Genomic DNA, 13,758 nt, shown 5'->3' with positions numbered 1-13,758 from the left:
CCATGCCCCTGCTCGTCGCCATCGGCGGCGCGGTCCTCCTCGCCGTCGTCCTCGTCCTCTTCGTGCTCTCCCGGATCAAGGTGGCCGGCCCCAACGAGGCGTTCATCGTCACCGGCCGCAAGGGCCGGACCACCCAGACCGCCGACGGCGGACGCTCCACCGACATGTCGGGGCAGAAGGTCGTGCTCGGCGCGTCGGTCTTCGTGCTGCCGGTGGTGCAGAAGCTCCAGTCGCTCGACCTGTCCAGCCGGCGGATCGACGTCGGCATCAAGGGCGCGGTCAGCAAGCAGGGCATCCGCGCCGACCTGCACGGCGTCGCGATCGTCAAGGTCGGAGGCACCGAGGACGCCATCCGCGCGGCCGCCCAGCGCTTCCTGCACCAGCAGGACGAGATCGAGGACTTCACCCGGGAGGTGCTGGCCGGCGCGCTGCGCTCGATCGTCGGCCGGCTCACCGTCGAGGAGGTCATCCGGGACCGGGCCGCCTTCGCCAGCGCGGTCGCCGAGGAGGCCGAGCACTCGATGACCAACCAGGGCCTGGTGCTCGACACGTTCCAGCTCCAGGACATCCTGGCCGAGGGGTCCTACCTGGCCGACCTGGGCCGGCCGGAGGCCGCCCGGGTGCTCAAGGACGCGGCCATCGCCGAGGCGCGGGCCCGGCAGCAGGCCGAGCAGGAGCGGCTGCTCGCCGAGGAGGCGATCGCCGAGGCCAACCGGAACCTGTCGCTCAAGCAGGCCGCCATCCAGGCCGAGATCGACGCGGCCAAGGCGAGGTCCGCGGCGGCCGGCCCGCTCGCCCAGGCCGAGCGGGACCAGGCGATCCTCTCCGAGCAGCAGAAGGTGGCCGAGCGCAACGCCGAGCTGAAGCAGCGCCAGCTCGACACCGAGGTGCGCAAGCCGGCGGACGCGGCCCGCTACAAGGTCGAGCAGGAGGCCGAGGCGTCCCGCAACGCGGCGGTGCTCAACGCGGACGCGCAGCGGCAGGCCACCATCGCCGCCGCCCAGGCCGCCGCCGAGCAGGCCCGGCTCACCGGTGAGGGCGAGCGGGCCCGCCGGGCCGCGCTGGCCGAGGCGAACGCGATCGAGGGCGCCAAGGAGGGTGAGGCGGAGCAGCGCCGGCGTTCCGCGATCGCCGAGGCAGTCGAGCGCGAGGGTCAGGCCGAGGCCGCGGCCATCCTGGCCAGGGGCCAGGCGGAGGCCGACGCGATGGCCCGCAAGGCCGAGGCGTTCGCCGCGTACGGCGAGGCCGCCGTGCTGGACCTGCTGGTGAAGGTGCTGCCGCAGGTGGTCGAGGCGGCCAGCGCCCCGATCGGCGCGATCGACAAGATGACGGTCATCTCCACCGATGGCGCCTCGTCGCTGACCAAGTCGGTCGCCGGCAACGTGGCGCAGGGCCTCCAGCTCGGCAGCGACCTCACCGGCATCGACCTGGCCGGGCTGCTCGCCAAGCTGGGCAGCGCGCACACGAACGGCAAGAACACCGTGGACGGCACCACCGTCACCCCGTGACACGACGGCGCCCGCCGGTTCCCCTGCTGGGGTTCCGGCGGGCGCCGTTATGTGAACGGTCAGATGACCGCGACGACGAACTTCTCGCCGATGCCGAGACCCAGGGTCTCGGTGTTGTCCCAGTCGATGGTGCGGCTGGAGATGAGCTCGCTGGCACCGGTGCTGCCGGCGGTGACCGCCTGCCCGTCGATGTCCGCCCGCAGGTAGACGGAGCCGTCCGGGTTGTAGTCGAGGAAGTCGAACGTCTCCCACGGGCCGATCGCGGCGGACCGGGCGATCAGCGGCTTCGCGCCCGCGCTCTCCGCGACGACGAACATGTTGTTGGCCAGCGACCGGATGCCGATGTAGCCGTCGCCGGCGCTGACGATCTCGAACTTCTCCCAGGCGCCGACGCTGGCGGACCGGGCGATCAGCGGCTTCGCGCCCGCGCTCTCCGCGGTCACGAACTTGCCATTCGCCAGCGACTTGATGCCGACGACCGGGGCGGGCGCGTCGAAGTCGAACTTCTCCGCCGTGCCGATGGTGGTCTTGCTGGCGATCAGCGGGGAGGTGGTGCTCGGCGCGGTGACGTACCTGCCGTTGATGGTCGCCTTCAGGCTGATCGTGCCGTCGGTGTTGTCGACGATCTGGAAGGTCTCCCAGGCGCCGATCGAGGCGGACCGGGCGATCAGCGGCTTCGCGCCCGCGCTCTCCGCGGTCACGAACTTGTTGTTCGCCCGCGCCCGCAGCCCGACCAGGCCGCTGCCGGCGTCGACCACGTCGTACTTCTCCCACGCCCCGATGCTGGTGCCCCGGGCGATAAGCGGCTTGGTGCCGGCGCTCTCCGCGGTCACGTAGCGGCCGTTGACCCGGGCCTTCAGACCGTAGGAGGCGCGGGCTGTCGGGACCGTGCCGACGTGCAGGAGCCGGTCGACGGACCCCATGGTGTCGTGCACCGCGCCGCCCACACCGGTGGTGACGACGGAGTCCCGCACCTGCTGCGGGGTCCAGGTCGGGTGCGCCTCCAGCAGCAGCGCGGCGGCGCCCGCCACGTGCGGCGAGGCCATCGAGGTGCCGTTCATGGCCACCGAGCCGTCGGTGGTACCCATCTTCGCCGAGACGATGCCGGTGCCCGGCGCGAAGGTGTCCAGGCAGCGGCCGTAGTTGGAGAACCACGCCCGGAAGTCCACCTGGTCGGTGGCGCCGACCGTGATGGCCGCCGGCACGTTCGCCGGGGAGACACCGCAGGCGTCCTCCCAGCTGTTGCCGGCCGCGACGGCGTACGTGATGCCGGAGGCGATGGAGCGGGTGACCGCGTCGTTGACGGCCTGGTCGGTGGCGGTGAAGCCGAGGCTCATGTTGGCCACGGCCGGCTTGGCGGCGTGCGCGGTGACCCAGTCGATGCCGGCGATCACCTGCTCGCTGTCGCCGCTGCCCGCGCAGTCGAGCACCCGCACGGCGACGAGGTTGACGTCCTTGGCCACGCCGTACTTCGTGCCGCCGATGGTGCCGGCCACGTGCGTGCCGTGACCGTGGCAGTCCTGGGCCACGTCGTCCTGGTCGACGGCGTCGTAGCCGTAACTGGCCCGCCCGCCGAAGTCCTGGTGGGCGATGTCGATGCCGGTGTCGATGACGTAGGCGGTCACGCCGGCCCCGGTGGCCGGGTAGGTGTAGACGCCGTTGGCCTTCGCAGTGGTCTGGTCGATGCGGTCCAGACCCCAGGACGGCGTGCCGCTCTGGCTGCCGGTGGCCGACCAGCGCTGCACCTGCTGGACGTACGCGACGTCCGGGTCCGCGGCGAGGCGCTCGGCCTGCCGGCGGTCCATGCTGGCGGAGTAGCCGTGCAGCGCCTTGCCGAACACCCGGCGGACGGTGCCGCCGTGCTCGCCGGCGAGGGCCGACGCGGCGGACCGCACCTTCGCGGCACTGGCCTTGCCGTCCTTCAGGACGACGATGTAGCGGCCGGGGACCGCCTCGGCCGCGTCGGCGCCCCGGACCGGGGCACGCTTCGGGCCGGCCGGATCGGCGAGCGCGGGGCCGCTCGTGGCGGCGCACATGATGGAGGTTGCCGAGGTGAGGGCGAGCCCCACGAGGGCAGAGCGGCGCAACGCACCGTGGTTTCTCACTGAGGATTCTCCCCGTGTCCAGGGACCGTCCGAACCGGACGGCGGATGCGATCAGAACCGCCTCACCCTCGAACGGGAGGTCGGTGATGACCGACATCATGCGGGACACATCGAGCCTCGCGCGTCAACCGTTCGGTCGACACGCCGGCGTATCGTCGTCAGCCGGCCGCCGGCGTCAGCCGAGGACGCCCTGGTCGCGGGCCCAGCGCAGCAGCTCGGCCTCGGCCTCGTCCCGCTCCAGCGGGCCGCGTTCCAGTCGCAGCTCCTTGAGGTACTGCCAGGCACGCCCGACGACCGGTCCCGGCGGCACCCCGAGCAACTCCATGATCGCGTTGCCGTCGAGATCGGGTCGGACCCGCGCCAGGTCCTCCTCGGCGGCGATCCGGGCGATCCGCTCCTCCAGCGCGTCGTAGTCGGCCGCGAGCTGGGCCGCCTTGCGCCGGTTGCGGGTGGTGCAGTCGGAGCGGGTCAGCTTGTGCAGGCGGGTCAGCAGGTCACCGGCGTCGGTGACGTACCGCCGGACCGCCGAGTCGGTCCACTCGCCCCGGCCGTACCCGTAGAAGCGCAGGTGCAGGCCGACCAGCTTGACCACCTGGGACGTCACGTCCTTGGGGTAGCGCATGGCCTTCATCCGGGCCTTCGTCAGCCGGGCGCCGACCACCTCGTGGTGGTGGAAGCTGACCCGGCCGTCGTGGCCGACCGCCTTGGTCCCCGGCTTGCCGACGTCGTGCATGAGCGCGGCCATCCGCAGCACGAAGTCGCAGCCGTCCTCCTCCATCGACATGGCGTTGGCGACCACGGTCAGCGTGTGCTCGTAGACGTCCTTGTGCTGGGCGTGCTCGTCGATCTCCAGCTTCAGCCCGGTCAGCTCGGGCAGGAAGCGCTCGGCCAGGCCGGTGTCGACCAGCAGCCGCAGTCCGGTGATCGGGTCGGCGCCGCAGAGCAGCTTGGTGAACTCGTCCCGGATCCGCTCGGCGGTGATCCGGTCCAGGTCGGCGGCCATCCGGGTCATCGCCGCGCGGACGTCCGGGTGGACCGTGAAGCGCAGCTGGGCGGCGAACCGGGCCGCGCGCAGCATCCGCAGCGGGTCGTCCCGGAACGACTCCTGCGGCGTGCCGGGCGTACGGATGATCTTCGCGGCCAGGTCGGCCAGCCCGCCGTACGGGTCGGTGAACCGGTGCTCGGGAACGCTGACCGCCATGGCGTTGACGGTGAAGTCCCGGCGCTTGAGGTCGTCGACCAGGTTGGTCCCGTACTCGACGACGGGATTCCGGCTGACCTGGTCGTACGCCTCCGCGCGGAAGGTGGTGATCTCCAGGCGGAGCCCGTCGCGCTGGCAGCCGATGGTGCCGAACTCCCGCCCGGTCTCCCAGATCGACTCGGCCCAGCCGCGGATCACCCGGATGGTCTCGTCCGGGTGGGCGTCGGTGCAGAAGTCCAGATCGTCACCGAGGCGACCGAGCAGGGCGTCGCGGACGGAACCGCCCACCAGGTGCAGCTCGTGACCGGCCTGGGCGAAACGTCGGCCCAGCTCGTCGGCGACCGGCGAGACGCGGAGCAGCTCGGCGACGGCGTTGCGCTGCGCGGCGGTCAGGTCGCGGCGGTCGGCGGCGTGGGAGGCGGGAACTTCGGACATGGGATCGCCAGCCTATCGGTCCCGGACCGCATCTCCTGCGCCGGGCGCGGGTAACGGACCGAGGTTGACTAAGGTCTCGGTTGGGCGGGACCGGCGAGGCCCGGCTCTGACGTACCCCTTGGAGGCTGGTAGATGAGCGGCGGGCTCTACCGCAGCGCGAACGCGCACGGCGACGGCCTGCCGCCGGCCGACGGCGCCACCTTCATCTCGGCGGAGCCGCTGAACCAGCCGGGGGTCGAGGCCACCGCGCCGCCCCAGGAGGTGGTGGCGGAGACCAGCGCCGCGGCGAACAGCGCGGTGATGGCGGTCGGCAGCCTGGTCAGCCGGGGCACCGGCTTCGTCCGCAACCTGATGGTCGGGGCGGCCCTGGGCAACCTCGTGGGCAACGTCTTCACCACCGCCCAGTTCCTGCCGAACCAGGTCTACGAGTTCCTGCTCGGCGGCGTGCTCACCAGCGTGCTGATCCCGGTGCTGGTCCGCCGCCGCAAGACCGACCCGGACCGGGGCGAGGCGTACGCCCAGCGGCTGCTGACCCTGGCGGTGCTCGCCCTGGCCGCCGCCGCGCTGATCGCCATGGCCGGCGCGCCGGTGCTCACGGCGCTCTACGCCAGCGGCAAGGATGCGAACTACACGGGCCTGGTCACCAACCTGTCCTACCTCATGCTGCCGATGCTGTTCTTCACCGGCCTGAGCGCGCTGATCGCCGCGGTGCTGAACACCCGGGGGCACTTCGCCGCCCCGATGTGGGCGCCGATCCTCAACAACCTCGTGGTGATCGGCGCTTTCGGCCTCTACATCCTGGTCTACGGCGCGGAGGCGATCCGGCCGGAGGACATGGGCTGGGGGCAGATCCTGCTCGTCGGCGGCGGTGCCCTGCTCGGCGTGGCGGTCCAGGCGGCCGGCCTGCTGCCGGCCCTGCGCAAGGTCGGCTTCCGGTGGAAGCTGCGCTTCGACTTCCGGGAGCTGGGGCTGCGCGAGCTGGCCCAGCTCGGCGCCTGGATGTTCTGCTACGTCGCGGTCAACCAGCTCGGCCTCTTCGTGGTGGTCAACCTGCTCACCCGGGCGGCCGGCGAGGACAGCGCCGGTCTGCTGATCTACAACAACGTCTTCCTGCTGCTGATGATGGCGCACGGCATCATCGCCGTCTCGATCATCACCGCGCTGATGCCCCGGATGAGCGGGGCCGCCGCCGACGGCCGGTTCCACGACGTCACCGCCGACCTGTCCCGGGGCACCCGGATGGTCACCGCGGTGCTCGCTCCCGTCGCGGTCTGCTACGCGGTGCTGGCCGGCCCGATCTCGGTGGTGGTCTTCCGGTACGGCGCCTTCACCGGCGACAACGCCGTGGCCACCTCGACCGTGCTGCTGGTGGCGGCGGTCGGCCTGGTGCCGTTCTCGATCAGCCAGCTCTTCACCTTCGCCTTCTACGCGCTGCCGGACACCCGCACCCCGGCCCTGGTCAACATCCCGGTGGTGGCCCTGCGGGTGCTCCTCCAGGTGGGCCTCTACCTGGCCTTCTCGGCCACCTTCGCGGCGGCGGGCATGATGCTCGGCAACGCGATCTCGTACGTGGCGGCGGCGGTCGTCTCGGCGCTGCTGCTGCGGCCGCGGGTGGGCCGGATCGGGCTGGGCGGGATCATGCGGACCATGGGCCGGGTGGTGCTCGCCGCGTTGGGCGCCGCGCTGGTCGGCCTGCTCGTGGTGAAGGTGCTCCCCGGCGACCCGGCGCACCTGAGCTGGCTCGCCGCCGCGGCCCAGCTGGTGATCGGCGGCGCGGTGATCGGCGTGACGTACCTCGGGCTGGCCATGGTGCTGCGCATCGGCGAGATCACCGAGGTGGTCGGTATGGTCCGCCGCCGGCTCGGGCGATGACCTCGACCAGCGCCGATGACGGACGGTGAACGACGATCACCAGCCTGGGGATACGGCTGTGGATAACTCAGGGTTCCCCCGCCCAATGGGCCTCTCGGCCTGTGGACAACCAGCCGTACGGCTGAGGGTGACCGGCCGGAGCAGGGGAAATCCAACCGCGTCACGGAGGCCGCCACACCGGTGCGCCCCTGCGCCGACTACTTGCCGTCAACATCTAGATTGGGCGTGCGTGTCCCAGCGACGTGACCCGGCCGGGTCGTTACCCGGCCGATCCCCACGGTCACTGGCGTCCCACCGACTCGGGCGGGAAGATGACATGTCGGAGAACCGGGCATCCCGGGTAAGGTCACTCTCGACGGGCACGGCGGGTGCCGACGCGGGCGTCGACACCGGTCTGCCGGTTCCAGCCAAGGCAGAGCGGGAAGCCACATGCCCAGCAGCACGGGTCCATCGATCGACACGATCACCGAGGGAGGACGGGTGACCCAGGTCGGCGAGGGTCAGGAGGCGGAGGAGACCTCTCCGCCGGTCGCGACCTTCGGTGCTCCCGCGGTCGGTGAGGTCCTGGCCGAGCGGTATGAGCTGGTCGAGCACATCAACAACGACAGCGCGGGCCGGCTGGTCTGGCGCGGGGTCGACGTCGTGCTGCGCCGACCGGTCGCGGTGGTCCTCCGCTACCCGGGTGGCGATTCCGCCACCGAGATGCTCCAGGCGGCCGTCGCGGCCAGCCGGGTGATCCACCCCAACCTGGTCGGCGTCTACGACGCGATCGACGAGGCCGACCGGGCCTACGTGGTCCGCGAATGGGTGGACGGGCAGTCGCTGCGCGAGATGGTGACCGCCGACGGTCCGATGGACCCGGCCCGGGCCACGGCCATCGGCAGCGCCGTCGCCAGCGCCCTCGCCGCCGTGCACGCCACCGGCATGGTCCACGGCAACGTCCACCCCGGCACCGTGATGATCAGCGACGACGGCCGCGTGGTGCTGGCCGACGCGCGCACCGACGGGGCCGACAGTCAGGAGAACGACCTGCGGGCGGTCGGCGGGGTGCTCTACTTCGCCCTCACCGGCCACTGGCCGCACGGCGAGGCCCCGTTGCACGGCGCCACCGCCGGCCACGGCCGCGCCGCCCTTCCCGACGCCGTCCGGGACGCCGGCGGCGCCATCGCCGCCCCCCGTCAGGTGCGCGCCGGGGTGCCGGCGTACCTCGACGACCTCACCATGGACCTGCTCGACCCGGAGATCGCCCCGCCCTCGTCCGATGTCCTGTCGGCCGAGCTGAACCGGCTCGACATCCCCGCCGACGAGCACTTCCTGGAGCAGGCCGGTCCGCTGCGCTTCACGGCCGACACCGAGGACGAGCCCTCGCCGCTGGCCGCGGCCGGCGGTCGGAAGGTCGCCCTGGGCATCGCCGCTCTGCTGGCGGTGGCCCTGGTCGGGCTGCTCATCGGCATCAACGCCCTCGGCGACGACAAGGACCAGGGCAAGGAGCCGGTGGGGCAGCCGTCCAGCAGCGCGCCCGCCGCCGGCGGCACCAGCGTGCCGGCGGCCCCGGTCCGCAAGCTCAACATCCAGGATGTCCGGATCATCGACCCGGACAGCCGGGACCGCGCCGAGGTGCGGGACGCCGAGAAGGTCATCGACGGTGACCCGAACGAGGGCTGGGAGACCCAGAGCTACCGGAACAACGGCAAGTTCGGCGGCCTGAAGGACGGCATGGGGATCTGGATCGACCTCGGTGCCCCGCACACGGTCAAGGCGATCCAGGCCACCCTGTCGTCCACCGGCGCCTCCGCCGAGCTGCGCGCGGGCAAGAAGGAGTTCCCGTCCAGTTCCTCGGGTGACACGCAGCTCGTCGCCGCCTACACCGAGCGCATCGGGCAGCCGTTCGAGGACCACGACGGCACCACGATGGTCTTCGACGGGTTCAACCCGGAGGAGAAGTACCAGTACCTCCTCTTCTGGATCACCGAGCTGCCGGAGAAGGAGGGCGGCGGCGGCTGGAAGCTCGGCGTCCAGGAAATCACGGTCCAGGGCTCGTGAGCCGTACGCCGCACCCGGTGCACCACCTCCGCCGGACGTGGTGATGGCGGGTCGCGGTGGGCGTGCGCCCGGGCCGGCGACCGGTGACGGCCCGCCGGCCGGGATGTCCGACCTCGACCTGCTACGGGCGCACGTCGCCGGCGACCGGGACGCCTTCACCGAGCTGTTCCACCGGCACCGGGACCGGCTCTGGGCGGTGGCCCTGCGGACGGTCGGCGACCGCGAGGAGGCGGCCGACGCCCTCCAGGACGCGCTGCTGTCAGCGCACCGCGCCGCGGCCCGGTTCCGGGGCGACTCGGCGGTCACCACCTGGCTGCACCGGATCGTGGTCAACGCCTGCCTGGACCGGATCCGGCGGCGCCAGACGCACGCCACGGTCCCGCTGCCCGACGGCGTCCACACCGACGGGGAGCCCGGCCGGCACACCGGCGGGGTGGAGCCGGCCGCGCCGGCCCGGGACCACGACACCGCCCTGGTGGTCCGGCAGGCCCTCGCCGCGCTGCCGGTCGAGCAGCGGGCCGCGCTGGTCCTGGTGGACGTGCAGGGCTATCCGGTGGCCGAGGTGGCCCGGATGCTCGGGGTCGCCGAGGGGACGGTGAAAAGCCGGTGCGCCCGGGGCCGGGCCCGGCTCGCCGTGCTTCTCGGGCATCTGCGGACCGGCTCCGACGGGGCCCCGGACGTGCCCAGGGTCACCGGTGGGAACCCCCGGCCGCCCGAGGGCGTCGGATCCACGTCGGGGTGGTCCCGGCGGGATGCCAGCCAGGAGGAGACGTGACTTCCCCGGAGTTCAGCGAGGTCGACCACGACCTGCTCGCCGACTACCTCGGCGGGGCGCTGGACGGCACCCCGGAGCAGGCGACCGTCGCCCGGCTGGTCGAGCAGGACCCGACCTGGGGCGACGCGTACGCGGCCCTGGCCCGGGCGGTCGAGCTGGTCCACGCGGACCTGGCCGGTTGGGCCGCCGAGCCCGGCCCGGAGCTGCCGCCGGCCGTGGCGGACCGGATCACCGCGGCGCTCGCCGGCGCCGGCCCGGCCCCGACGGGCGATCTGGCATCCGACCCACCCGAGCACGGCTCGACGCCGGCCGCCGTGCCGGCACAGCCCGGCCGCGGCGCCCATCCGGCCGGCGTGACGGGCCGGCCCGGCCGGAACACCGGGCCGGGGCGCCGCTCCCGGCGCTGGACGCGGCTCGCCGGTCCGGTCGCGCTGGCCGCGGCCTCGGTGACCGCGGTCGGGTTCGGGGTCAGCCACCTGGTCGACGCGGGTGCCGGCGGGATCACCGGGACGGCCGACAGCGCGGGCAGCCGGGCCGAGGGCGGTGCCGCTCCGCTGGCCGCCGGGCCGTTCCAGACCACCGGGCCGGCCCTGCACAGCGGCACCGACTACACCTCGGACGCGATCGCCCGGATCCCGGGCGGGTTCGCCGGGCCCTCGACGAAGGCGAGCGACCGGGCGAACCCGGCGGGCGGTCAGGACGAGCACCGGGTATTCGAGACCACCGGGCTGGACCGGCTCGAACGCCCCGAGGCGCTGGCCGGCTGCCTGTCCGAGATCGGCGCGGAGCACCGCGCCGGCCCGCTCGCCGTCCAGCTGGTCGACTACGCCCGGTTCCGGGGCAGCCCGGCGCTGGTGGTGACCTTCACGGACGGGGGCGGCGCCCGCTGGGCCTGGGTGAGCGGACCCGAGTGCGGGGTCCCCGGGTCCGGCGCGGACACCCGCTTCACCGCGCGGGTAGGGTGAGGTCGCGGTCACCCGGGCGGGTTCCGCCGCGTGACGTGACCCACCGGATGACCGGCTCGGGAATCCCCGCTTCGTACGATGACGTTCTGCAAGTCAGGTGCCGACGCCGCTGAGCCGTCGGCACTCGGGATCGGACATCGGTGCGCGCCGGTGACGAACACACACATCGGGAGACGGCAGTGGACGAGGTCCGCAACCTGATCATCATCGGCTCCGGGCCGGCCGGTTACACGGCGGCGGTCTACGCCGCGCGCGCCAACCTCAAGCCGCTGGTCATCGAGGGCGTGCAGTCCGGCGGTGCGCTGATGACCACCACCGAGGTGGAGAACTTCCCCGGTTTCGCGGACGGCATCCTCGGCCCCGAGCTGATGGACAACATGCGCAAGCAGGCCGAGCGGTTCGGCGCCGAGTTCCTCACCGACGACGTGACCCGGGTCGAGCTGAAGGACACCGGTGACACCGGCTCGCCGGAGTTGAGCACCGTCTGGGTGGGCGAGACCGCCTACCGGAGCAAGGCGGTCATCCTCTCCACCGGCTCGGCCTGGCGCCCGCTGGGCGTGCCGGGCGAGCAGGAGTACCTGGGCCACGGGGTGTCGTCCTGCGCGACCTGTGACGGCTTCTTCTTCCGGAACCAGCACATCGTGGTGGTCGGCGGCGGCGACTCGGCGATGGAGGAGGCCAGCTTCCTCACCCGGTTCGCCGAGTCGGTGACGATCATCCACCGCCGCGACTCGTTCCGCGCCAGCAAGATCATGGCTGCTCGCGCCCTCGGCAACGAGAAGATCAAGGTCGAGTGGAACAGCGTGATCGAGGAGATCCTCGGCGAGGACGGCAAGGTCAGCGGCGTACGGCTGCGCAACGTGCACAGCGGTGAGAGCAAGGTGCTCGACGTCACCGGCGTCTTCGTGGCGATCGGCCACGACCCGCGCAGCGAGCTCTTCCGCGGCCAGGTGGAGCTCGACGACGAGGGGTACGTGAAGGTGCAGGCGCCGAGCACCCGGACCAGCATCCCGGGTGTCTTCGCCGCCGGTGACGTGGTCGACCACATCTACCGGCAGGCCATCACGGCGGCCGGCACGGGCTGTGCCGCCGCGCTCGACGCCGAGCGCTTCATCGCCACCCTGCAAGGCTGAAACATTTTCACGTACAGGTCCCGGAGGAGGGGTTCATAGTGGGAGCAACCAAGGCGGTCACGGACGCGAGCTTCGCGAGCGACGTGCTGAAGTCCGACAAGCCGGTTCTGGTCGACTTCTGGGCGGAGTGGTGCGGTCCGTGCCGCAAGGTCTCGCCGCTGCTGGAGGAGATCGCGGGCGAGATGGGTGACCAGGTCACCATCGTCAAGCTCAACATCGACGAGAACCCCGAGACGGCGCGCACCTACCGGGTGATGTCCGTGCCGACCCTGACCATCTTCAAGAACGGCGAGCCGGTGCAGTCCATCGCCGGCGCCAAGCCGAAGGGTGAGCTGGTCAAGCTCATCGAGTCGGCGCTCTGAGCCGACACCCGACACCGCCGGAACCCCCGTCCGCCCGACCCGGGCGACGGGGGTTCCGCGTTTCTGACCTGCGGCGAACCCACAATCGCCGGTGACCGGCCACGGTACGCTCCGTAAGGTCTCCCCAGCGGGGAAGCACCTCCGTCGGAGTCTCCGGCCAGCCAGCGTCCGTGCAGAGGGGGGTCATCGTGCGTCCCATCCGACCCGGTGACCGGGGACCCGCGGTGGCCGAGATCCGCACCGTCCTCACCGGCCTGGAGCTGCTCCCGGCCGGCCGCGGCGGCGAGGAGTTCGACGCGGAGACCGAGCGCGCCGTCCGGGCGTTCCAGCAGTCCCGCGGCCTCAGCGTGGACGGGCGGGTGGGCACGGAGACCTGGCAGGCGCTGGACGCGGCCCGCTGGCGGTTCGGCGCGCGCACCCTCTACCACGCGGTCCCCGAGCCGCTGACCGGCGAGGACGTCCGGTCACTCCAGGAACGGCTCCTGGAGATGGGGTACGACGCGGGCCGCGCCGACGCCATCTACGGCATCCGCACCTCCCGCGCGGTAGCCCAGTTCCAGCGGGAGATGGGGTTGAAACCGGACGGGACGTGTGGTCCGCACACCATCAACGCGCTGCGCCGCCTGGGCCGGAAGGTGGTCGGCGGGCGGCCGCAGTGGCTCCGCGAGTCCGACGCCATCCGGCAGGCCGGCCCGACCCTGGTCGGGCGGACCGTGGTCATCGACCCGGGGCACGGCGGCACCGACCCGGGCGTGGTCGTGCCCGACGGCCCGCTGCGCTGGACCGAGGCGGACCTCGTGCACGACCTGGCCAGCCGGCTGGAGGGGCGGCTCGCCGCGGCCGGCGTACGCGTGCAGCTCACCCGGGGCCCGTCCCCGCGGACCTGCCTGCCGGACGCGGACCGCGCCCAGCTCGCCAACTCCCTCGGCGCCGACGTCTTCATCTCCCTGCACACCGACGGGCACGCCAACCCGGCGGCCGACGGGGTGGCCACCTACCACTACGGCACCGACAACGGCGTCACCTCCGCCACCGGGGAGCGGCTGGCCGGGCTGGTGCAGCGGGAGATCGTGGCCCGCACCGGGCTGCGGGACTGCCGCACCCACGCCAAGACCTGGGACCTGCTGCGGCTGACCCGGATGCCCGCGGTCCGGGTCGAGGTGGGCTACCTGACCTCACCGGCCGACCGCCACCGGCTCGTGGACCCCCGGTTCCGGGACCGGCTGGTCGAGGCGATCGTCGCCGCCGTGCAGCGGATGTACTACCCGATCGAGCGGGACGTGCCCACCGGCTCGATCGACGTGAGCGAGCTGCGGGCGGTGGTGGCCGCCGGCACGGTGGTCGACTGAGCCGGCCCCG

At 72.7% G+C, this 13,758-nt stretch carries 10 protein-coding genes; 8 read left to right on the top strand and 2 right to left on the bottom strand.

Features of this window, described 5'->3' with window-relative positions; genetic code table 11:
* Positions 1 to 2 precede the first annotated feature (2 nt).
* The gene (locus RMN56_RS11795) at positions 3 to 1,508 is read left to right on the top strand and encodes a flotillin family protein (RefSeq protein ID WP_313723843.1); all 1,506 of its coding nucleotides are present in this window, start codon (positions 3 to 5) and stop codon (positions 1,506 to 1,508) included.
* A gap of 59 nt (positions 1,509 to 1,567) precedes the next feature.
* On the opposite strand, the gene RMN56_RS11790 is transcribed toward RMN56_RS11795, so the two are convergent.
* Both RMN56_RS11790 and RMN56_RS11785 read right to left on the bottom strand, forming a co-directional pair.
* A complete protein-coding gene (locus RMN56_RS11790) occupies positions 1,568 to 3,613 on the bottom strand; it encodes a S8 family serine peptidase (protein ID WP_313723842.1) in 2,046 nt (681 codons plus the stop codon).
* A 175-nt stretch (positions 3,614 to 3,788) separates the two neighbouring features.
* Complete coding sequence (locus RMN56_RS11785) at positions 3,789 to 5,249, bottom strand: CCA tRNA nucleotidyltransferase (RefSeq protein WP_313723841.1); 1,461 nt, start codon at positions 5,247 to 5,249, stop codon at positions 3,789 to 3,791.
* Between the two features lie 132 nt (positions 5,250 to 5,381).
* On the opposite strand from RMN56_RS11785, the gene murJ reads away from it, so the two are divergent.
* From murJ to RMN56_RS11750, 7 genes are all read left to right on the top strand, one after another.
* On the top strand, positions 5,382 to 7,121 hold the full coding sequence (gene murJ, locus RMN56_RS11780; RefSeq protein ID WP_313723840.1) for a murein biosynthesis integral membrane protein MurJ: 1,740 nt from the start codon (positions 5,382 to 5,384) through the stop codon (positions 7,119 to 7,121).
* A 429-nt stretch (positions 7,122 to 7,550) separates the two neighbouring features.
* A complete protein-coding gene (locus RMN56_RS11775) occupies positions 7,551 to 9,164 on the top strand; it encodes a protein kinase family protein (protein WP_313723839.1) in 1,614 nt (537 codons plus the stop codon).
* 43 nt (positions 9,165 to 9,207) lie between these two features.
* On the top strand, positions 9,208 to 9,939 hold the full coding sequence (sigM, locus tag RMN56_RS11770) for an RNA polymerase sigma factor SigM (RefSeq protein WP_376787294.1): 732 nt from the start codon (positions 9,208 to 9,210) through the stop codon (positions 9,937 to 9,939).
* Positions 9,936 to 10,904 carry an RsmA family anti-sigma factor gene (locus tag RMN56_RS11765; RefSeq protein WP_313723837.1) on the top strand — a complete coding sequence of 323 codons (969 nt, stop codon included), beginning with the start codon at positions 9,936 to 9,938 and terminating at the stop codon, positions 10,902 to 10,904. The genes sigM and RMN56_RS11765 overlap by 4 nt, the downstream gene beginning before the upstream one ends.
* 179 nt (positions 10,905 to 11,083) lie before the next feature.
* Positions 11,084 to 12,037 carry a thioredoxin-disulfide reductase gene (gene trxB / locus RMN56_RS11760; protein ID WP_313723836.1) on the top strand — a complete coding sequence of 318 codons (954 nt, stop codon included), beginning with the start codon at positions 11,084 to 11,086 and terminating at the stop codon, positions 12,035 to 12,037.
* Between the two features lie 38 nt (positions 12,038 to 12,075).
* Positions 12,076 to 12,399 (top strand): thioredoxin, encoded by a 324-nt coding sequence (gene trxA / locus RMN56_RS11755; RefSeq protein WP_073836974.1) that lies wholly within the window; start codon positions 12,076 to 12,078, stop codon positions 12,397 to 12,399.
* Between the two features lie 188 nt (positions 12,400 to 12,587).
* Positions 12,588 to 13,748 carry an N-acetylmuramoyl-L-alanine amidase gene (locus RMN56_RS11750; protein ID WP_313723835.1) on the top strand — a complete coding sequence of 387 codons (1,161 nt, stop codon included), beginning with the start codon at positions 12,588 to 12,590 and terminating at the stop codon, positions 13,746 to 13,748.
* Positions 13,749 to 13,758: the final 10 nt, after the last annotated feature.

The sequence above is a fragment of the Micromonospora halotolerans genome (assembly GCF_032108445.1).
In the GTDB taxonomy this organism is placed as follows: Bacteria; Actinomycetota; Actinomycetes; order Mycobacteriales; family Micromonosporaceae; genus Micromonospora; species Micromonospora halotolerans.
Note: the sequence above shows the minus strand (reverse complement) of the source record. Positions and strands in the feature narration are given on the sequence as shown.

What these genes read in the sequence shown, in the direction of transcription:
- RMN56_RS11775 (WP_313723839.1), top strand. Translation starts at nt 7,551, where the DNA reads ATGCCCAGCAGCACGGGTCCATCGATCGACACGATCACCGAGGGAGGA.
- murJ (WP_313723840.1), top strand. Translation starts at nt 5,382, where the DNA reads ATGAGCGGCGGGCTCTACCGCAGCGCGAACGCGCACGGCGACGGCCTG.
- sigM (WP_376787294.1), top strand. Translation starts at nt 9,208, where the DNA reads ATGGCGGGTCGCGGTGGGCGTGCGCCCGGGCCGGCGACCGGTGACGGC.
- RMN56_RS11795 (WP_313723843.1), top strand. Translation starts at nt 3, where the DNA reads ATGCCCCTGCTCGTCGCCATCGGCGGCGCGGTCCTCCTCGCCGTCGTC.
- RMN56_RS11785 (WP_313723841.1), bottom strand. Translation starts at nt 5,249, where the DNA reads ATGTCCGAAGTTCCCGCCTCCCACGCCGCCGACCGCCGCGACCTGACC.